Raw genomic sequence first — 21,005 nt, forward strand, 5'->3', positions numbered from 1 at the left:
GTGTGGAAGATCACCCTTGGCACGAACAGCTACGGCCTGACCGCCAGCGACGTGCAAGTGACGGTTACCCCCGACAACCATCTGACTGTCACGCTCCTTGGAACCGGTTGGAATTCCATGTGGGACGGCCAGTCGCTTGGGCTCAATATCTATTACCGGCTGACGGGCGACAACGGGGAAAATTCCTCCAATTTGCTGGCCTTGTCGGTTCGTGGCTTGAATGATGCGCCGGTGCTTGATGCCAGCGTGGATCTGTCGATTTCGGTTCTGGAAGACGCTACGCTTCCGGCTCAGGGAGCAGGTACGCTCGTCTCCGAACTCGTCGATCCGGCCGGCTACGCCGGCGGTCTCGACAACGTCACCGACGACAGCTTCGTCTACGGCATCGCGATCACCGGGGCCAACACCAGCCACGGCACCTGGCATTATTCGGTCAATAACGGCGCGAGCTGGACGGTTCTCGGGGCCGTTTCGGATAGCAACGCGCTGACGTTGAATTCCAGCGCCCGGCTCGCCTTCGTTCCCGATGCCGGATACAGCGGCACGGTCGCGGACGGGCTGACCATTCGTGCCTGGGACATCTCCAGCGGCGCCAACGGTTCCTACTGGGACACCACAACCAACGGCGGCACCACCGGGTATTCTACGGCAACCGACACCGTCTCCATCACCGTCAATGCGGTCAACGACGCGCCGGTGGTCTCCGCTATCGATGCCGGCACAGTCAGCGAAGATGCCGCGGTCCAGACCATCGATCTTCTGGCCGGGCAATCGGACCTGGACGGCAACCCCCTTTCGGCTATCAATATCACCGTTACCGATAATCTGGGCGGTGCAGTCGCCTTTACCGACAATGGCAACGGCACGATTTCCATCGATCCGGACCAGTTCGGAGCTGCTCTGAACAGCGGCCACAGCCGGACGGTGACGGTCAACTATGACGTCAGCGACGGGACGGCAACGACGGCCAATACGGCAACGCTCGTCGTCGCCGGTGCGGACGACAACACGCCGCCGGTGATCACGTTCGGCGGCGGCGGAACCTCGGCAAGCCTCACCATCGACGACAGCTCGACCGGCGTTGCCACGGTGACGGCGACCGATATCGACGGCGACACGCTGACCTATTCGTTCTCCGGCGGCGCCGACCAGGCCGTCTTCACGATCGACACATCGACCGGTGCGCTGAGCTTCCTGTCGACGCCAGACTATGCAAACCCGAGCGATGCGGGCGCGGACAACATCTATGACGTGCAGGTTCAGGTGGACGATGGCCAGGGCGGGATCGACACCCAGGATATCGCCGTGAAGGTGTCGGACCGGCCAGAGGTTTTGGTCGGCGTCGATTTTGCTTTTTTCACGGTCGGTGACGATCCGGTCATGGTGCCCAGCAGTCTGACGATTTCGAGCCTGGCGCAGATCGCAAGCGCAACGGCCCGGATTGGCATGCATGACTCCGGAGATGAGCTTACCATCGATGCCGCCGTCCTCGTCGGTACCGGCATTTCCGCAAGCTACAATGCCGGATCAGGCCTACTCTCCCTGACCGGCATCGCGGACGCGGCAACCTATCAGACCGTCCTGCGCCAGGTGACCTACTTCAGTTCCAGCGCCGACCCGACCGAGAACGACAGCCACAACACCAGACCCGTCTATTTCCAGGTCGAAAATGTCGACGGGCTCCAGAGCAACGAGCCTTTCACCTATGTTGCCGTCAATGTTCCGCCAGAACTGACAGGACTGGATGACGTTGAATTTTCGTCTGCCGATGCAACCAGCGCGGCCCAGGTCATCGATGCGGATGTCACCTTCACCGATCTCGGCACCCGCGGCATGGCTAACGGCAGCATGACTGTATCGGGCTTTATCCAGGGCGAGGATGTCATCTCCATCCGTAACGAAGGAACGGGATCCGGACAGATCGGGGTTTCCGGCGCGCAGGTTACCTACGAAGGTACTGTCATCGGCACCTTCACGGGCGGCAGCGGCAGCACGGACCTCGTTATTTCGTTCAACGCAGACGTGACAGATGCCGGCGTGGATGCGCTGATCGAGAACCTCACCTTTTTCAACACATCGTCAGGTACACCGACCGAGAGCCGAACGCTGACGATAACGGTGGCAGACCATCAAGGTGCGACGGGGAGCGAGACGGTTGATATCACCCTGACGGATCTGAATGCAGCCCCCGTTGCCACGGCGCAGGCACTTTCAACCGACGAGGATACCGAGCTCACCGGCATGGTCACCGGGACAGACGCCGACGGCGACAGTTTGACCTTTGCGCTGGTCTCCAACTCCGCAATCGGTGGCACTGTGACAAGCTTCGACGTCAACACGGGGGCCTTCACCTTTTCGCCTGACGCGGACTTCTCCGGCCAGGCCTCTTTCCAGTTCACTGCCAGCGATGGCATCGTCACCACAGCCGCCGCAACAATTTCCATCGACGTGACGGCAGTCAATGACGCACCGACCCTGGCCGGTGTTGGCCCCATGACGGCCTTCACGGAGACCAATGCGAATAACGGCGGCATCCATCTTGATCCGTATGTAACGGTCAGCGACAGCGACTCTGCCGATTTCAATGGCGGCACATTGACGATTTCCGGTCTCGTATCGGGAGAGGACACCGTCTACGCCCGCAACGTTGGCACCGGGGCGGGACAGATCGGCATTTCCGGCAACACCGTCACCTACGGAGGCGTCGCGATCGCCACCTTCACCGGCGGCAACAACGGCAACGATCTGGTCGTGAGCTTCAATGCCAACGCCACACCGGCGGCGGTCGAAACGCTCATCGAAAAGCTCAACTATTCCAACTCGTCCGACAATCCGTCCCCTGTCCACGACCTGGTCTACACCCTGACAGACGGTGACGGCGGCAGCACCAGCGCCTCACTCCGTGTTTTGATCCAGGCCGACAATGATGCCGCCACGATCACCGGCGACACCTCCGGTTCGGTCACTGAGGACGGCACGCTGACGGAGACCGGCACCTTGATCGTCACCGATCCGGATACCGGCGAGAACCAGGTCGTCGCCCAGACGAACACGGCCGGCACCTACGGCACCTTCTCGATCACGGCAGCCGGTGTCTGGACCTATAACCTGGACAATGCGAACGCCAGCGTTCAGGCGCTCAACTCCGGTCAGCATCTGACCGAAACGTTCACCGTCGCCTCCAAGGACGGCACGGCGAGCGAGACGGTCACGATCACGATCAACGGTGCCGATGACGCTCCCAACGAGGCACCGACCATTTCGGTGACCAGCGGCCTGAATTACGCCTATCAACCGGTCGTTTGGGCCGAGCATCTAGAGACTCTAACCGTTGGCGACGTCAACGGCGACGGTTTCGACGATATTGGCTTTTCGGTCACCCCGGCCTACGGCGGGGCCAGAGTTTACCTGAGCGACGGGGCGGCATCTCCCTCGTTTGCCTATTCGGGACTGGGGTTTTCCGCCCACTTAGGGGTCCAGTTTGTCGATTTCGATGGCGACGGCGACCTGGATATCCTCGCTTTAAGAAGCACCCTTAGCTACATTTGGGTCAACAATGGCGGGGCGCTGACCGAGTTCACTCAAGCCTATGAGTATATTCTACCATCGGCGACCTCGGTTATCGCTCTGAATGCGAATGATGTCGGCTATACGGAACTGGCTGTGCTTGATCCCTATAATGGTCAACTGCAAATCTTCACACCGGACTACGATATATTAGGAAACGGCATCCTTTTATCCGCCTATTCGGTCAGCGTTCGCTCTGCCGATGGCAGCCTGATTGCCGGGGACTTCAACGAGGACGGAACGGACGACCTGGTGGTCGCCGGCGGTGGCGCAGCGACCGATTCCGTTTTGGCCGTACTCAATTCGACCGCCGCCACCGGCATAAACTACTCCATGACCTCGCTCATCTCGGCGTCCGCCGGCGTCTACGGTTTGGCGACGGGCGATTTTAATGGTGACGGTCATCTCGACTTTGTCGCCGCACGCGGTTTCGGTGCCGGGGTGGAAGTCTATCTCGGCGACGGAACCGGCGCTTTCACCGCGCACACCATTGGCACCTTTTCCGGGAACCCGATCTTCGGCGAGGCGATCCAAGCGGGGGATGTCGATGGCGACGGCGATGTCGACCTTCTGATCGTTTCCGAGGGCCGGCTGCTCCTCAACCAGGGCAACGACGTCAACGGCGTGCCGGTCTACACGTCCTTCGACCTGCCGCAACTTGCCGAAATGGGCGATTTGAGCCAGGTGCTGGCCCGCTTCGCCGACGTCAACAATGACGGTCTGGCGGATATCGTGATCGGTTCGCTCGATACCAGTTACATTGGCGTCCTGCTCGGCAGCGATGGGTTTTCGACCAATAAGGGAACGCCCGTCACCCTGTCGCAAGCGAGCGGCAACGTCATTTCCATCGGCGATGCCGATGCCGGCTCAAACGACGTGGAAATTTCATTGTCCGCGACCCATGGCACGCTGACGCTGTCGACCCTGTCCGGCCTGACGTTCTCCTCGGGCGATGGCACCGGCGACGCCAGCATGACCTTCCGCGGCACCGTTGCCGAGATCAATGCCGCGCTCGACGGAATGACTTTCACGCCGGAAGCGAATTATTCCGGCAACGCGGAGCTTTCGGTGAATGTCAACGACACTCGGCAATACCGGGTCCGGCGGCGCCCTGACAGACAGCCAGGTGATCCCGCTCTTTGTCCATGGTGTCGCCAACCATGCTCCGGTCCTGGCCGAAGGCACGCTTGCGGCCACGGAAGACGGCGGCCCCGTCAGCCTCGACCTCACCGCCCTCGGCTCCGATCCGGATGCCGACGACGACGGCACGACCCTTACCTACACGGTCAGTTACCTAGGCTCCGGGGGCACTGCCTCGATCACCGGCACCAGCCTGACCTTCGATCCGGGCACCGACTTCCAGGATCTTGCCGAAAACGAGACCCGCGACGTCTCTTTCTTGGTCCGCGGCACCGACAAGTACGGCGCTTACGACACCGCAACGGTCACCGTCACCGTCACCGGCGTCAACGACGCCGCCACGATCTCCGGCGACACCACTGGCTCGGTCACCGAGGATGGCACGCTAACGGAAACCGGTACCCTCACCGTGACCGATCCGGACAGCGGCGAGAACCAGGTCGTCGCGCAGACGGATACGGCCGGCACCTACGGTACCTTCTCGATCACGGCAGCCGGTGTCTGGACCTATAATCTGGACAATGCGAACGCCAACGTTCAAGCGCTCGAGACCAATCAGACGCTGACCGATACGTTCACCGTCACCTCCAAGGACGGCACGGCGAGCGAGACGGTCACGATCACGATCAATGGTGCCGATGACCACACGGTCGTTGAACTTAACTGGTACGGCTATTTTGGCCTCGGTGTCTATGGGGCCTCGCTCTCCTCACCCTACATTGTGGACGGGTATACCTATGAGGTGGATGCAAGTGTCGACGATGGGGACAAATTCACTTACAACGCGGCGACGACATATGTGAGTTTCATAACGCCACCAGACTATTATAACAACAACGATGTCGGCGGCGTTCCCGGCGACGGTGAGTATGAGTTCAACATAAATGGTTATGACGCCAACGGCGTCCTCTCCGAAGTCATACACTTAACCTTTATTATGCCGAACTTGACCCCGCCGGTCGTCTCCGGTGCTGAGAACGACACCTTCTCGGCCGTGCCGGCGGACTGGGTCTGGTCACCGGACAACGCGCATATTTACCAGTACGACAACACCAAGCTGACCTGGACGAACGCAAAGAACCAGGCTTCTTTCAAGATCTCCGGCGAGAGCTATCTGGCCACAATCACCTCGGTTGCGGAAAACACCTTCGCCGATGCTCTTATTCCGCTCCGTGCTTATCTCGGCGCCAGCGACTCCGAAACGCAAGGCACAGCCGAAACTCAATGGAAGTGGGTTACCGGACCCGAGGCCGGCACCCTATTTTGGTCGGGAACCGCCAGCGGCAGCGCCGTCGGCGGCCTGTACGAAAACTGGGCGAGCGGCCAGCCAAGCTCGACCAGCGAAGATTACATGAACATGACCCCGGCCGGCGAATGGAACGACACGCTCGATTACGACGGCACTCTGAGCATAGGCTATCTCGCCGAAGCCGGTACGCCGGGCGCGCTGTACGCGCCGATCACCGCAGCATCGTCTTTCTCGTTCGATTTCGCCTGGCTGCAGGCCAACGATACGAACCAATCCGCAACGCTCTACAGCGTGTCCGCAACGAGCAGCCTGGGCGCGACCTTGAGCTTCAATGCCGCCACAGGCGAAATCGTCTACGACCCGGCAACGTCCGCCACGCTGCAGGCACTCGGGGCCGCGGGCAGTGCGACCGACACCTTCACCTACACGGTCGATACCGGCTCCGGCCTTTCGACCGCCAGTGTGGAATTCGTCGTTCAGGGCAATGATCACGCTCCCGATATCGAGGGGATGGCGGATACCATCATCTTCCAGAAATCCGGAAGCAATACGCTGTCGGCATTCCTCGATCCGAGCCTTGCGGTCCTCGATACGGATTCCACGGATTTCGATGGCGGCGTTCTCGTGATCTCCGGCCTGATTGCCGGAGAAGACGCGATTTCCCTTCTCACTGGCGCCGATAGTCCGTTCGCGGTGTACTCCTCCCAGGTCGTTCTCAAATCCAACACACAAACGATCGGCTACATTGCCCTTGACGCGGACCACAGCCAGTTGGCTGTAGCCTTCGGGTCGGCAGCGGATCTCGAAGCGGTGACGTCGCTGATCGAACATCTCAAGATTGGCAACGCTGCCGCCAACCCGACGCTTCATCGCACGCTGGAGATCACGCTGACAGACGGCGACGGCGCGGCCTATCACAACACGATCGACGTCCAGATCCTCGGCCAGGGTAGCTCCCTGCCCGCGGGTACAACGGGCGATGACATGTTCGCGGTCCAGAACAGCACCGTGAGCGGCCTCGACGGCGGGACCGGCCACGATACGCTGCACCTGGCGGGAAGCGGGATCACGCTCGACTTCACCCAGCTCTCCCAGACCGCGGTGAAATCCGTCGAGGAGGTGGATTTGACCGGTACCGGCAACAACGCGCTGGTCGTGTCGCTTCAGGACGTGCTTGACATGTCGGACGACACCTCCGGCAGCACCACCACTTTGACGGTGAACGGAGACTCCGGCGATACGGTCGGGCTTTCCGGCGCCGGCTGGACGCAAGGCGCCGATACCCAGATCTATGGCACCGACTACCACGTCTGGACCAATGATGGCGGAGCCGAGATCGCCAAGCTGGTGGTTCAGGACCAGGTCACGGTACAGGCGGCCTGACCCGATGAACCGGGAAGTCTTTCCGCCACAGAAGGCGACCCCGGCCGGCACCCGGGAGAACGCGGAGAAAATGCCTCTTGATCCGCCTTCTCCCGGTGCCGATTATCTTGCCGCATTGCTCGACGCTGCGCGCTTCTATGGCCGTCCAGCCACGGCCGGTGCGCTCCTGCGCGGACTGCCTCTGCAGTCGAACTGCCTGACGGCGGATCACCTTTCAGAAGCAGCAGACCGGGCCCGTCTGATGGTGGATGCGGGGCCGCCTAATCTCAAGGCCCTCAAACCCACCTCGCTTCCCGTTCTTGCCGAGTTGAAGGACGGGCGGGTCATCGCCCTGCTCCGGAAGGACGGCAAGGGCTACGTGACCGGCCGGGGAGCGGACGATCACGACTGGATCTCGGACCTCGAGCTAGGCACCCATGGGATCAGGCGCCTGACCCTGGTCCGGCCCGCCTTCTTCTTCGATCATCGCAGCCTTCACTATCACCTGCCGCAGAACAGGCACTGGCTCATCAGGCCGCTTGCCGACAATGCCTGGATCTACGGCTTCGCCGCGCTCGCCGGCCTGGTGATCAACCTGGTCGCGATCGTTATTTCCATGTTCTCCATGACGGTCTACGACCGGGTGATCCCGAACAATTCCATGACCAGCCTCGTCGGGCTTCTGGTCGGGGTTCTGATCGTGCTCACCGCCGACCTGATCCTGAAGTTCATCCGCGGCTACCTGATCGACACGGTCGCCCGGCGCTTCGACATCCGGGTCGGCTCCGCGATTTTCGCCAGGATGCTCGGCGTCGGCGACGAGGCCCGGCCGCAATCCTCCGGTGCGCTTGCCAACCTGGTGCGCGAGTTCGACACGGTCCGCGACTTCTTCGCCTCCGCCAGCCTGATCGTGCTCGCCGATTTGCCGTTCGTGGCGCTGTTTCTCGCGGTAATCTGGTGGATCGGCGGACCGCTGGTGTTTGTTCCGCTCGCCGGCGTCGCCGTTCTGTTGACCGCCGCCCTATGCCTGCAGGTCCCGCTCGCCAAGGCGATCGCCCTCTCCTTCCGCGAAGCAAGCCAGAAGTCGGCCTTCCTGCACGAGGCCGCGGTCGGCCTGGACACTTTGAAAGCCACCAACGCCCAGGCCTGGGCTCCCGGCGAATTTACGAGCATCTTATTGCACAGGGCGCCCATACCGGCATGGCGACGCGCATGCTGTCGGCCTCCTTTGCCAATCTGTCCGGCACCGTCTCGTCCCTGGTGACCGTGGGCACGGTCTCTTATGGCGCCTACCTGGTCGCTCAGGGCGACGGATTCACCAGTGGCGGCATCGTCGCCTCCGTGATCCTGTCCGGGCGCATCATGTCTCCCTTTGCCCAAATAACTGGGCTGATGGGGCGCTGGCAGCAGACGAAGCTTGCTGCCGGCGCGCTGGACAAGCTGATGGTCGCACCGACCGAGGAAGGCGACGGCACGGCCACACTGCTGCAGCGCTTCACCGTGCGCGGCGCGGTCGCTTTCGACGCCGTTTCTTTCGCCTATCCGCAGGCCGCGGGAGTGCTCGCACCAAACGAGCCCGCTCTCAGCGAAGTCAGCCTTGAGGTGCCCGTTGGCCAATCCGTCGGCATTCTCGGCCGGGTCGGCTCGGGCAAGACCACGCTGCTGAAACTGATCGCCCGGCTTCACACGCCACAGGAGGGCAATGTCCGCGTCGACGGTGTCGACGTGCGCCAGATCCATCCGGCGGAACTGCGCGCCCAGGTCTGCTATGTCGGTCAGGATGCCATGCTGTTTCACGGCACCATTCGCGACAATATCGTTATCGGCCGTCCCGAAGCGAGCGACGAGGATATCCTCGCGGCCGCCCGTATCGCCGGGCTGGACCAGGTGCTGGCGGGCACCGCCCTCGGACTGGCCAAGCCGGTGGGTGAGCGCGGCCAGATGCTCTCCGGCGGCCAGAGACAGGCCGTAGCCCTTGCCCGGGCGCTGGTCACCGACCCGCCGGTGCTCCTGCTCGACGAGCCGACCGCCATGATGGACAACACCACCGAGGCGAGGTTCCTCGCCGAACTGGCCAAGGCCCGCGCCGGCAAGACCACGTTGATCGTCACCCATCGCCCGCAGGTGCTTTCGGTCACAAGCCGGGTGATCGTCGTCGACGGCGGCCGGATTGCCCTCGACGGCCCGCGTGACGAGGTTCTGGCTCGCCTTTCCGGCGGCCAGGCGACGCCACCGGGACCAAAGACGGGAGCAGCGGAATGACCGACATATCCGGCACCGCCGCCCGCCTGACCGATGTTCGCGCCCTCGCCGACCCGCAACGCGGTCCGAAGGTCGCGGCGCTTTTCCTCGTCGGGGTCCTCGGGCTCCTCGCCGCCGCCCTCCTCTACTGGGCACAGGCCTACAGCCTCGAAATTTGGGCGACCGGCATTGGCAAGGTCATCCCCTCCAGCCAGATCCAGGTGGTACAGAACCTGGAAGGCGGCATCGTCCGGGAAATCCTGGTCAAGGAAGGCGATCGGGTCGCCGCCGGTCAGGACGTCGCCCGCATCGACGGCACGGACGTGGAAAGCTCTTATCAAGAGGATCTCGCCAACGTCCTGGCGCTGACCGCCCTGACCGACCGGCTTGCGGCCGAAGCATCCGGGCAGGAACTCGTGTTTTCTGAGCAGCTGAAGACCGGCGGCCCGGAAGCGAACGCGATCATGGCCGACGAGACCGCCGCCTACAGGGCCCGGCGGGCCAACTTCGAGGCCGAGCGCGCCGTTCTGGAAGCCCAGCGCCAAAGCCAGGTTCAGGCGGCAGCCGACGCCACCGAGCAGCTAAAGCACCTCGAGACGACGCAGACCCTGCTTGAAAAGCAGATCGCGGTCGTCGAACCGCAGGTGAAAAAGGGCCTGGTTTCGGAAACCGAACTTTTGAGATTGCTTCGAGATCAGGCCGATGGCGAGGCCCGCGCGGCCGAACTTTCTGCAGCCATCAACAAGGCCAAAAGCGCGGAACAGGAATTGACGGCTCGCCTGAAGGGACACGAGGCCGGTTTCCGTTCCGAAGCCTATTCGCTGCTCGCCGAAAAGAAGGCGGTGCTTGCCGGTTACAGGGAGCGCCTTGTCGCCTCGCACGACAAAGTGGTGCGCCGCAACGTGAAAGCCCCGGTTGCCGGCGTTGTGAAAAAGGTTCTGATCACGACGCCCGGCGAAGTTGTCAAGCCAGGCGACACGATCGTGGAGTTCGTGCCGTCCGATGACGATCTCCTGGTGGAAGCGCATATCCGCCCCGAGGACATCGGGTTCATCCGCGCCGGTCAGGAAGCCAAGGTCCGGCTGACGGCCTACGACTTCTCGATCTACGGCGCCATGACCGGCACGGTGGAGCGGGTCGGCGCCGACACCCAGTCCACGCGGGACGGCGAAAGCTTCTATCCAGTGGTCGTTCGCGTCGGTTACGGGGACGAGGACGGCTTGCCGGCCAAGATGAAGGATCTGGAAGTCCTGCCCGGCATGATCGCCCAGGTCAGCATCGTCACCGGCGAGCGCACGATCCTGGAGTATGTTTTCAAGCCGATCCTCAAGGTCAAGGAAATGGCCTTCCGCGACCGCTGAGGCAAACCGGCAGCAGCACGCCGTACCGGAACCGATTTCCGATCCACCAAAATCACCTACAAGCCCTTGCCCTATGACGGGCCTGATGCAATCGTAACCTCTCTTTCGGTAGTTTCCGGCCGTTCAGCCGCTTCCGAATGGTTGCCAGCAGTTCCGGAAGCAGAGGATCTTTCGATGGCCCATCAAATGACGCCGGCGGGCAGTGCCGCCCCGGCACTTGCCAGAAATATCGATCTGGATACGGACGACATCCGACAGGCCCGTATTGACCTTGCCGCCTGCCTGCGCATGGCAGCCCTCCTCGGCCTTGAGGAAGGTATCTGCAATCATTTTTCCGCCGTCGTTCCCGGTCACCCAGACCTGTTTCTGGTCAACCGGCTCGGCTGGTCGTTCCACGAGGCGACCGCGTCCAGCCTGCTGATCTGCGATTTCGACGGTCATGTGGTCAGCGGCGACGGCGAGCCGGAGGCCACCGCCTTCTATATCCACGCCCGCCTGCACAAGATGGAACCGCGTATCGGAGCCGCCTTTCACACCCACATGCCGAAGGCAACCGCGCTTTCCATGGTGGAAGGCGACCCGCTGGTGTGGGCGGGCCAGTCTGCGCTGAAGTTCTACGGCCGTACGGTGGTCGATGAAAACTACAACGGCCTTGCTCTGGACAACCGGGAGGGCGACCGGATCGCCTCGGTTCTCGGCAACAACGACATCCTGTTCATGAAAAACCACGGGGTCATGGTCTGCGCACCAACCATCGCCGAGGCCTGGGACGATCTGTATTATCTGGAGCGCGCTGCGGACGTCCAACTGAGAGCAATGAGTTCCGGCCGCCGTCTGCAGCCCGTGCCGGATGATGTCGCGGCGATGACGGCCCGCCAGATCCGCGAAGGCGATCCGGGAAGTGCGGCCCTTCATCTGCAAAGCATCAAGCGGATGCTCGACAGCCGGTCGCCCGGATACGCTGACTAGTGTAAGGCCCCGGCGTTACCGCCATTTCCGGCTTCCGGCCAACCGGCAGCAGAAACCGATCGCGTTGATACACGTTCGTACACGTGCGTACCTGTTCATATTCGCTCCCCCGGATATCCCTTAAGCCAGTACGTCGAAGGTCAGTGACAGGATCAGTCACGGGCCGATCAGCCCCGCCCCCTGTTCGGGTCGTTCGAATTGCAGAAAACCGGAAGGCTCTTGAGGGAGCAATGCATTTCAACCAAAATATGACTATACTCCGACACGCACCCATACCGTGATTTCCAAACCGGGTATCGAACGCCCGCGGCCAAGCCGAAATCCGCTCAGGGAGGAGACTTCATGAAAACGAATATCCGCACATGGCTGGCGCCGATCCTGGCTCTGACCGCAAGCGTTATCATAAGCTTCTCCGCAGCGGCTCAATCCGATCCGCTCCCCTCCTGGAACGACGGCGCCAACAAGCAGGCGATCATCGGCTTCGTGGAAGCCGTCACGAAACCGGACGGGCCGGACTTCGTCGCACCGGGCGACCGGATCGCCACCTTCGATAATGACGGCACGCTCTGGGTCGAACATCCCATGTACACCCAGCTTGCCTTCGCTCTCGACCGGGTCAAGGCGCTGGCACCGCAGCATCCGGAATGGAAAACGACCCAGCCGTTCCAAGCCGTTCTCGAAGGAGACATGGAGGCTCTCGGCAAGTCGGGCATGAAAGGCCTGATGGAAATCATCGGCGTGACTCACGCCGTCATGAGCACGGCGGAATTCGAAAAGATCACCAGCGACTGGATCGCGACCGCCAAACATCCGAAATTCGACAAGCTCTATACAGCCCTCGTCTACCAGCCGATGCTCGAGCTAATGGATTATCTGCGCGCCAACGGGTTCAAGACCTTCATCGTTTCCGGTGGTGGCATCGAGTTCATGCGGCCTTGGACAGAGAAGATCTACGGGATTCCGCCCGAACAGGTTGTCGGCTCGTCGATCGTGGTTGAATACAAGGTCATCGACGGCGTTCCTGCCCTGATGCGCTCTCCCAAGATCGCCTTCATTGACGACAAGGAAGGCAAGCCCGTCGGCATCCTGACCCATATCGGAAAGCGCCCCATCGCAGCCTTCGGCAATTCCGACGGCGACTATCAGATGCTGCAGTATACGACGACCGGTCCCGGCAAACGGCTCGGTATGTTCGTCCATCACGATGATGCGGAGCGCGAATATGCCTATGACCGGAAAACCCACTTCGGCATGCTGGACAAGGGTCTCGACGACGCCTCGAAAGAAGGCTGGCACATCATCAGCATGAAAAACGACTGGAAGCAGATCTTTCCGAAATAGGAAAGCCTCTGCATCCTGACGTTCCACTTACCGGTACCGGCGCATGCACTTTGTTCGATCCTTGATCTCAGCGATTCTGTTTCTCTTCACAGGTGCCACGCATGCCGCGGAAGACGGGCAGCCGCCGGTTCCGAAATACATTGGATCTGAGGTCTGCGCCGGTTGCCACGAAGAGGAGACCAAAAGCTGGAAGGTTTCCGATCATGCCCATGCCTGGATGACACCGACGCCGGAACACGTCGACGGAAACTTCGACAACGCGGAGTTCACTTTCAAGGGGCAGACGACCCGTTTTTACCGCAAGGACGGCGACTATTTCATCGAAACCAGCGACGTACCCGGCGAGCCGAAGACCTTCAAGGTGGTCGGAGTCGACGGCATCCGGCCGCTGCAGCAATATCTGCTCGAGACCGAACCGGGTAAACTGCAGTCCTTCGACGTGGTCTGGGATCAGGACAAAAAGGTCTGGTATCACCTCTATCCCGATACTCCGCCGCCGCCGAACGACGGCCTGCACTGGACCGGCCCCTACAAGAACTGGAACGCCCGCTGTGCGGAGTGTCACGCCACCGGCTTTCGCAAGAATTACAGCCTGGCTACGCGCAGCTACCAAAGTACCGAGGCGCAAATCGGTGTCGGGTGCGAGGCCTGCCACGGTCCCGGAGAAGCCCATGCCGCATGGGCACAATCTCCCGGCACATATGCCAAGAGCCCATTCCCCGGCACGGGCAAGACTGGCCTCCTGATCGCCTATTCCAAAGCCTTGCCGGAAACCGAAATCCAGCAATGCGCCGGCTGTCATTCGCGGCGCGAGGCCTTTCAGGACGGCAATCCTCTGCCGGGAACATCCTATCATGACGCCTACCGCCTGTCCCCGCTGCGGCAGGGCCTCTATCATGCGGATGGACAGATCCTGGACGAGGTCTATGTCTTCGGCTCATTCCTGCAGTCGAAGATGTACGCCAACGGGGTTCGCTGCACCAATTGCCACGAGCCCCACAGCGGCGCGCTGAAAGCGGACGGCAATGCGGTCTGCACCCAGTGCCACTCGCCGGCCGCCAATCCGGACTTCCCGGCGTTGACAGCAAAGCTCTACGACGATCCTTCCCATACGTTCCATGAACCGGGGACGGCGGGGGCCCAGTGCAAGTCCTGTCACATGATCGAACGCGTCTACATGGGGATCGACGGCCGTCGGGATCACTCCTTCCGCGTCCCGCGTCCGGACCTCACGGCCAAGATCGGCACGCCGAATGCCTGCAACGATTGTCACTCGGACAAATCCGCCTCCTGGGCTGCGGCCGAACTGGAGACGCGGTTTCCGGACAGCAGCCACCGCGGACCGCATTATGGAGAGGTTTTCGCGGCAGCCAGACAGGCCCCCGGCTCCATGGGCGACGAGCTGATGGCCATAGCCGGGCAGAAAAGCTTTCCGGGCATCGTCCGCGCATCGGCGCTCGACCTGCTGCAACAGAATACGCCACCTGAAACGGCCGAGAAGGCAGCCGCGCTAATTGACGATCCGGATCCCATGGTCAGGGCAGCCGTAATTGCCCTGCAGCAGGGCGTAGCGCCGACCGAACGCATTCAAAGGATTATTCCCGCACTCAGCGACCCTGTTAGATCCGTGCGTATGGCGGCGGCACGGATGATGATTGGCGCACCGATCGCCTATATGCCCAAGGCCATGAGCGCGGCGGCTGCGGAAGCCTCGAAGGAGTGGCAGCGGTCGCTCGCCAACAAGGCGGATTTTCCGGAAACGCATCTCGTCATCGGTGGAACCGCGCTGGTGATGCGCAATGCAAAAAGCGCGCTTGCAGCATTCGAGGAAGTGACGCGTCTCGATCCGCAGATGGTCAATGCCTGGGTCATGCAGATCCGCATCCGCCTTGCGGTCGGCGACATGGCAGGCGCGCAAATGAGCCTTCAGAAGGGCCTGCTCGCCAATCCGGACGACACCAATCTCAAGGCTTACAAACAGCAGCTTGGAGGGTGAGAAAGATGATCTGTTCCAAGAAGTGCTTACTGGCAGCGGCCGCTGCGTTTCTGCCGTTGATAATGACACCGGCACTCGGCGCCGAGGCCGATCTGGCGAAGAAGCTGTCCAATCCCGTTGCGTCACTGATCAGCGTGCCGTTCCAGTGGAATTATGACCAGGGTTTCGGACCAAGCGACGGCGATAAGGTCACGCTGAACATCCAGCCGGTTATTCCGATCTCGCTCAACGCGGACTGGAACCTGATCTCGCGGACCATCCTGCCGGTCGTCTGGCAGAATGACATTGCCGGGAATTCCGGAACCCAGTTCGGCCTCAGCGATACGACGCAGAGCCTGTTCCTGTCCCCGGCCAACCCGGGTCCGAACGGAATCATCTGGGGCCTCGGTCCGGCACTGCTGTTCCCGACCGGCACGGAAAACCTTTTAAGCACCCACAAATGGGCCGCCGGTCCCACGGGTGTCGTGTTACGCCAGTCCGGTCCATGGACCTATGGCGGCCTGGCCAACCATATCTGGTCCTATGCCGGCCCGGACGGGGCAAAGGATGTCAATTCCACCTTCCTGCAGCCGTTCCTGTCCTATACGACGCCGGACGCCTGGACCTTCACGCTGAATTCGGAGTCCACCTATGACTGGACAACGAACGACTGGTCCGTTCCGATCAACGCAATGGTCGCCAAGCTCGTTACCATCGACAAACAACCGATCAGTTTTCAACTGGGCGCACGTTACTACGCAGCCAGTTCGACGAACGGCCCGGATGGATTTGGTGCCCGGGCGGCGGTCACGTTCCTGTTTCCGAAATGAGGACAGTCGGCAAAGCAACGACGGGCGGCCGAAAGAAGCTGAAATCAGGACTTCCTTTCGGTGCTGTTGAATACAATTCGCGTGTTATGATGATTCAACCGTAGTTTGAATTTTCGAAATTGTGGTGGGCAGGGGATTATGGCGATATCGAACCTATGGAAAACGGCGACTTTTCTTGCGCTGGCCGGATTACAGACCCCGGCCCTTGCGGCCGATCCTGTCGCGGATCCTGCGCCGCCGCCCTCGCAAATCATTGAAGACAGATGGTCTTTCAAGATCACGCCCTATCTGTGGATGGCCACCATGGGCGGGAGGACGGCGTCCGGCGACAGCTTCGAGATGCCGTTTCACCAGGTCTTCGACAATCTCAGCTTTGCGCTCATGACCAGCATTGCAGCTGAAAAGGGCCGGTTCGGCATCTATTCCGATCTCATCTACCTGAATCTGCAAGGATCCGATTCAGCGACAGGCAATATCGTCGGCAACCCGGTCACCCTGAACCTCGATGCAACGATTCAGGGTTTCATCACGACCAACGCCCTTGGCTACCGTGTGATCGACACCCAAAGCACGAAAATCAGCGGATACGGCGGCTTCCGGTATTTCTGGATGGATGTCGATCTGGATTTCACGCTCGGCGGCTTCCGTGCGAGCGCCAACTCGCAAGGCAGCGTGATCGACGGTGTAGTCGGTCTTCGCGGGGAAACCAAACTGTCCGACCGCTGGGCCTTGACCTATCTCGGTGATATCGGCACCGGGCAATCGGAAGTGACCTGGCAGGCATTCGGCGGTTTAGGGTATGCCTTCGATAGCTTCGACATGTTTGCCGGCTATCGGGCCATGAAATGGCAATTCGACAACACCGCCAGACTGAACGACTTTTACACCCACGGCCCGGTTATCGGCGCTCGGTTCCGCTTCTAGGGTCAGAAGCCGACGCGCTCAGGTCGTCCAGCCGCCGTCGATGATCTGTTCTGTGCCGGTGGTGAAGGCGCTCTCATCGGAGGCCAGATAGGCCACGAGCGCGGCAACCTCTTCCGGCCGGCCTACCCGTTCCATGGGCTGCCGGGCTATGAATTGTTCTAGCGCGCCTTCGTAGTCTCCGGTGTCGCGCAGCCGCTGGTGCAGACTGGGGCTGTCCACCGTACCCGGACAGATGGCATTGCAGCGGATACCCCTGGTGACATAGTCCGCAGCAACCGATCGGGTCAGCCCCGTGACCGCCGCCTTTGAAGCGGAATAGATGCAGCGGTTGACCGGGCCGGTGATGGGACCTGCTACCGACGACATGTTGATGATCGAGCCGCCGCCGTTTTCGATCATGGCCGGCAAGAACGCCCGGATGATCCGGAACTGGGCCTTGACGTTGAGATCGAAGGCGAAATCCCACTCGTCTTCCGTTGCCTGTTCGATCGTCCCGGCATGGACGATGCCGGCGCAGTTGAACAGGATATCGATGGCGCCCAGATCCCTCGCGATCGCATCAATCGCCTCCCTGTCGAGGACATTGAACACGCGGGTCTCGATGCCGGGTGTACCGTCGATTTCCTTCAAGGTATCGGCATTGATGTCGGTCGCGATGACCCGAGCGCCTTCCTCGGCCATGCGCAGAGCGGACGCCCGTCCGATCCCCTGCCCCGCGGCTGTTACCAGCGCGGTCTTTCCCTCTAGACGCTTCATGTCCCCTCCCTCGACCTGATCTTTCCGGCACCGAACATTCGCCATGCCTTTGTTTCACACAGGCGGCAAGAACCACCTGCACTTCGAAAGACAGTATGAGGTCAGGCACCGCTCCGGTAGCGGAAAACGCCGCTGGCCGAGGCAATCTTCTCACCGGTCTCGTCAAACAGGATCCCATCGGCGAAAAAGGTCTTCCGGCCGCCGCCGGTCTTGCGGCCTTCGCAGATGAGCAGTTTACCCTTGGGACGGGACAGATAACTGACGTTCAGGGACAGCGTCATCGCCATCTGCTTGTTGTCACCGGAACCGGTGTAGCTGCCGCTGAAGCCGAGTACGGTATCAAGGATCGTCGCATAGACGCCGCCGTGGGGGATGCCGTAGCGGTTCATCAGGTGGTCGGCGATCGGCAGCTCGAGCCGGGCATAATTCTCGGCCCATTCGGTGATCTTGAACCCGAGTGTACGCTGCAGCGGATAGGGCTCCTCTGCGGCAAGCGGATCGGAAAAATCATTCATACGCGTTTGCCGTCCGTGCTGAGGCTGAGGGCACGGCAGGCGGCCACGAGCCTTGCGCCGTAGTGGTCCGTCAGTTCTTCGGGCGACACCAGGAACGACGGCCCGCCGACATTGATGGCGAAGATCCGACTGCCGTCCGGCGAAACAATCGGGGCTGCGATGCCATTGACCTCAGGCCGCCAGTCGCCGAAAGAGGTGCAGTAGCCGAGTTCGGCGACCTGTTTGACGGCCTTTGCCACGCCTTCCCGGATTTCCACGACCTTTTCCGGTTTGTCCTGCTCCATAAGATGCAGCATGTGTTCGCGTTCCTCGTCCGGCATGGCCGTCAGGATCGCGCGGCCGACGGCGGAAAAGGCCAGCGGCAGACGCGCACCGATGTTCATGGTAAGCGCGACCGTCTGATCGGAGCGCCGGACGTCGACATAGACGGCGCTGAGCCTGTGGCGCTCGGTCAATGCGATCGTGACATGCGGATTGGGACCGGAACACAAGTCATCCATATACTCGGCGGCACGGGCACGCATTTCCATGCCCGACAACACGCCATACCCGAGTGACAGAACCCCGGAGCCCAATTGATAATTGCCTGTCTTTTCGGAATAGACCAGATAGCCCAGCTTGCGCAGGGTATGGGTCAGGCGCGTCACGGTCGGCTTGGGAAGACCCGTGCGTTCCGAAATGTCATTGTTGGAAAGCGACGCTTCTCCGGGACGGAAACAGCGCAGGACCTCCAGGCCTCGGGCCAGGGCCGAGACGAACTTGCGGTCGGTACCCTGTTCTTCCTCCAAAACGTCGCTCATGGTTTCATACTGCCAATTTCAGATCCGTATTCCGGCGCCGTGCCAAAAACAGTATGGCCGCACCCAATATGACACCGGTAACGGGGAGAACCGGGGAAGGCAAGCCTGTGTACGCGCCAATCGGCGCAGCCATCAGAACGGCCGCGACAATCAGGGCGAGCCGGCAAAGCATCCCGAGGCCATCTCTTCCCAGATCACCGGCAAAGACGATGTATCCCTGCAAGGCCGACGATATCAGCCAGACCGCCGCAACGGTCAGTGTGAACCACAGGATGATTTCACCGGCAGGTGCCTGGCCGACAAGCGCCGGGTTGAGAACGAACAGGAACGGCGCGATATAGATCACTCCCCCTAAGCGCATCGCTTCGAAACCCGCGCGCATGGGCGAGGCTCCGGCCATGGTCGCCGCCGCGAAGGCGCCGAGCGCGACAGGCGGGGTGATATAGCTGACCATGCCCCAGTAGAGGATAAACAGGTGCACAGCGAGCTGGTTCAGGCCGGCCTGCTCCAAAGCCGGCGCCAGAACGACGGCCAGGAAGATGTAACAGGCCGTGACTGTCATTCCCATGCCGAAGATGAAGGCGGTGAGCGCGCCCATCAGTAGCAGGGCAAGCGTGTTGCTGCCGGCGATGAAAATCAGTTCGTTGACCAGAGTTCCCGCCAGGCCGGTGGCGGAAAAGGCTCCGACGATCAGGCCGACACCCAGCAGAACGGCGGTCAGTTCCGTCAGCGACTTGCCGACCCCGACGACGAGATGGACAGCCGACTTCATCGTGAAACGGAACCGGCGCAGGAACTGGTTGATCACCAGCAGCAGGGCCGTGGCGTAGAACGGGGCCAGCGTGTCCTGGCGCAATCCGACCATCAGGTAGATCAGCACCACGAAGACCGCGATATAGGGCCAGCCCTCCTTCATCGCGCCGAGGAGTTTCGGAAGATCCTGCTTTGCAAGTCCGGTCAGCCCGCGCCGGGCGGCATAGGAATCCAGCTGGGCGAACAGACCGAAGTAATAAAGGAAGGACGGTATCGCCGCTGCCAGCGCGATCTCCACATAGGGAATCCCTAAGAACGAGGCCATCACGAAGGCGGTCGCACCCATGATCGGCGGCATCAGAACGCCCCCCGTCGACGCGCAAGCTTCGGTCGCGGCCGCATAACGGGAAGAAAACCCCGTGCGCTTCATGGCTGGAATGGAGACCGCACCGGTGGTCAGCACATTGGAAATCACCGAACCCGACATGGACCCCATGAAACCGCTGGCGAAGACCGCCACCTTGGCCGCGCCCCCCCGGTAGCGCCCGACGAGCGCCAGCGCCAGATCGTTGAAGAAGGCGCCGCCGCCGGTGCGCTGCAGGACGGCCCCAAACAGGATGAAACCGATCACCAGATTGCCGAAAGCGCGCATCGGGATGCCGAAAGAGCTTTCAGAGGAAATGATGTGATAGGGCGCAAGATCCCAGAAAGGCGACTGAAAGCCCGATAGCGGGTCGGGCATCTTGTCGGCGAAGGTCGGATAAAGCGAAAAAGCCAGAACAATCAGGAACAGCGGCCATCCACCGGCCCGGCGTGTCGCTTCGAGGATCAGCAGATAGAAGCCTATCGCAAACCAGCGGGCCGTGTCGGGTGCGGCATACTCCCATCCCATGTCCAGGCTTGTTTCGGCAGTCCAGGCGAAATAGCCGGCACAAACGGCTGCAACGAGCGCGAGGATCCAGTCATAGACAGGGACCGGCCTGTCCCCGGGGCGCATCCGGAAAACCAGAAAACTCAGGCTCAGGAAAATCCCCGAAAGGAGATACAGATACCGCCCCTGAAGCAGGACGACCCCGAAGAGCTGGAGATTGAATAGCTGGTGGATCGACAGCAAGACCGCCGCCAGCGTTCCGATACCGACAACCGTATTGGCTGCGCGCGGAAGGCCTGCGCCGGTTGCACCGTCCAGCTCACGTTTTTCGCTGGCGTCCATTGACCGCTC

The 21,005-nt window shown here is 61.3% G+C and carries 13 protein-coding genes and 1 pseudogene; 10 read left to right on the forward strand and 4 right to left on the reverse strand.

The features are described from left to right. Nucleotides 1-117: 117 nt before the first annotated feature. The 10 genes and pseudogenes from ABIN98_RS27870 to ABIN98_RS27915 all read left to right on the forward strand — a co-directional run. Nucleotides 118-4,131: pseudogene (locus ABIN98_RS27870) on the forward strand (VCBS domain-containing protein); the annotation flags it as partial. A gap of 508 nt (nt 4,132-4,639) precedes the next feature. Beyond that, a complete protein-coding gene (locus ABIN98_RS27875) occupies nt 4,640-7,339 on the forward strand; it encodes a VCBS domain-containing protein (RefSeq protein ID WP_346915337.1) in 2,700 nt (899 codons plus the stop codon). A gap of 4 nt (nt 7,340-7,343) precedes the next feature. Next, entirely contained in the window at nt 7,344-8,582 is a 1,239-nt protein-coding gene (locus ABIN98_RS27880; RefSeq protein ID WP_346915339.1) for an ABC transporter transmembrane domain-containing protein, read from the forward strand. Continuing rightward, complete coding sequence (locus ABIN98_RS27885) at nt 8,519-9,580, forward strand: ATP-binding cassette domain-containing protein (protein WP_346915341.1); 1,062 nt, start codon at nt 8,519-8,521, stop codon at nt 9,578-9,580. The genes ABIN98_RS27880 and ABIN98_RS27885 overlap by 64 nt, the downstream gene beginning before the upstream one ends. Continuing rightward, the gene (locus ABIN98_RS27890) at nt 9,577-10,920 is read left to right on the forward strand and encodes an HlyD family type I secretion periplasmic adaptor subunit (RefSeq protein WP_346915343.1); all 1,344 of its coding nucleotides are present in this window, start codon (nt 9,577-9,579) and stop codon (nt 10,918-10,920) included. Before ABIN98_RS27885 ends, ABIN98_RS27890 begins: the two co-directional genes overlap by 4 nt. Before the next feature lie 174 nt (nt 10,921-11,094). Continuing rightward, nucleotides 11,095-11,889 carry an aldolase gene (locus tag ABIN98_RS27895; RefSeq protein WP_346915345.1) on the forward strand — a complete coding sequence of 265 codons (795 nt, stop codon included), beginning with the start codon at nt 11,095-11,097 and terminating at the stop codon, nt 11,887-11,889. A 342-nt stretch (nt 11,890-12,231) separates the two neighbouring features. Next, nucleotides 12,232-13,230 (forward strand): HAD family hydrolase, encoded by a 999-nt coding sequence (locus ABIN98_RS27900; protein ID WP_346915347.1) that lies wholly within the window; start codon nt 12,232-12,234, stop codon nt 13,228-13,230. A gap of 61 nt (nt 13,231-13,291) precedes the next feature. Continuing rightward, a complete protein-coding gene (locus tag ABIN98_RS27905) occupies nt 13,292-15,226 on the forward strand; it encodes a multiheme c-type cytochrome (RefSeq protein WP_346915349.1) in 1,935 nt (644 codons plus the stop codon). Nucleotides 15,227-15,288: 62 nt separating this feature from the next. Next, nucleotides 15,289-16,035: a transporter gene (locus tag ABIN98_RS27910; protein ID WP_346915408.1), complete on the forward strand. Its 747-nt coding sequence runs from the start codon at nt 15,289-15,291 to the stop codon at nt 16,033-16,035. A gap of 138 nt (nt 16,036-16,173) precedes the next feature. Next, the gene (locus ABIN98_RS27915; RefSeq protein WP_346915351.1) at nt 16,174-16,959 is read left to right on the forward strand and encodes a hypothetical protein; all 786 of its coding nucleotides are present in this window, start codon (nt 16,174-16,176) and stop codon (nt 16,957-16,959) included. Nucleotides 16,960-16,977: 18 nt separating this feature from the next. On the opposite strand, the gene ABIN98_RS27920 is transcribed toward ABIN98_RS27915, so the two are convergent. The 4 genes from ABIN98_RS27920 to ABIN98_RS27935 all read right to left on the reverse strand — a co-directional run bounded on the left by ABIN98_RS27920 (nt 16,978) and on the right by ABIN98_RS27935 (nt 20,996). After that, entirely contained in the window at nt 16,978-17,715 is a 738-nt protein-coding gene (locus ABIN98_RS27920; RefSeq protein WP_346915353.1) for an SDR family oxidoreductase, read from the reverse strand. 101 nt (nt 17,716-17,816) lie between these two features. Next, entirely contained in the window at nt 17,817-18,230 is a 414-nt protein-coding gene (locus ABIN98_RS27925) for a PaaI family thioesterase (protein WP_346915355.1), read from the reverse strand. Next, the gene (locus tag ABIN98_RS27930) at nt 18,227-19,030 is read right to left on the reverse strand and encodes an IclR family transcriptional regulator (protein ID WP_346915357.1); all 804 of its coding nucleotides are present in this window, start codon (nt 19,028-19,030) and stop codon (nt 18,227-18,229) included. The genes ABIN98_RS27925 and ABIN98_RS27930 overlap by 4 nt, the downstream gene beginning before the upstream one ends. A 4-nt stretch (nt 19,031-19,034) precedes the next feature. Beyond that, nucleotides 19,035-20,996, reverse strand: a complete 1,962-nt coding sequence (locus ABIN98_RS27935; protein WP_346915359.1) for a TRAP transporter fused permease subunit — start codon at nt 20,994-20,996, stop codon at nt 19,035-19,037. Between the last annotated feature and the right edge of the window lie 9 nt (nt 20,997-21,005).

Origin of the sequence: uncultured Roseibium sp. (genome assembly GCF_963675095.2) — a bacterium.
In the GTDB taxonomy this organism is placed as follows: Bacteria; Pseudomonadota; Alphaproteobacteria; order Rhizobiales; family Stappiaceae; genus Roseibium.

Excerpts from the sequence above, each read along its gene's own strand:
- ABIN98_RS27935 (WP_346915359.1), bottom strand. The coding sequence starts at position 20,996 with ATGGACGCCAGCGAAAAACGTGAGCTGGACGGTGCAACCGGCGCAGGC.
- ABIN98_RS27875 (WP_346915337.1), top strand. The coding sequence starts at position 4,640 with ATGTCAACGACACTCGGCAATACCGGGTCCGGCGGCGCCCTGACAGAC.
- ABIN98_RS27915 (WP_346915351.1), top strand. The coding sequence starts at position 16,174 with ATGGCGATATCGAACCTATGGAAAACGGCGACTTTTCTTGCGCTGGCC.
- ABIN98_RS27925 (WP_346915355.1), bottom strand. The coding sequence starts at position 18,230 with ATGAATGATTTTTCCGATCCGCTTGCCGCAGAGGAGCCCTATCCGCTG.
- ABIN98_RS27920 (WP_346915353.1), bottom strand. The coding sequence starts at position 17,715 with ATGAAGCGTCTAGAGGGAAAGACCGCGCTGGTAACAGCCGCGGGGCAG.
- ABIN98_RS27890 (WP_346915343.1), top strand. The coding sequence starts at position 9,577 with ATGACCGACATATCCGGCACCGCCGCCCGCCTGACCGATGTTCGCGCC.
- ABIN98_RS27880 (WP_346915339.1), top strand. The coding sequence starts at position 7,344 with ATGAACCGGGAAGTCTTTCCGCCACAGAAGGCGACCCCGGCCGGCACC.
- ABIN98_RS27900 (WP_346915347.1), top strand. The coding sequence starts at position 12,232 with ATGAAAACGAATATCCGCACATGGCTGGCGCCGATCCTGGCTCTGACC.
- ABIN98_RS27885 (WP_346915341.1), top strand. The coding sequence starts at position 8,519 with ATGGCGACGCGCATGCTGTCGGCCTCCTTTGCCAATCTGTCCGGCACC.
- ABIN98_RS27910 (WP_346915408.1), top strand. The coding sequence starts at position 15,289 with ATGACACCGGCACTCGGCGCCGAGGCCGATCTGGCGAAGAAGCTGTCC.
- ABIN98_RS27895 (WP_346915345.1), top strand. The coding sequence starts at position 11,095 with ATGGCCCATCAAATGACGCCGGCGGGCAGTGCCGCCCCGGCACTTGCC.
- ABIN98_RS27930 (WP_346915357.1), bottom strand. The coding sequence starts at position 19,030 with ATGAGCGACGTTTTGGAGGAAGAACAGGGTACCGACCGCAAGTTCGTC.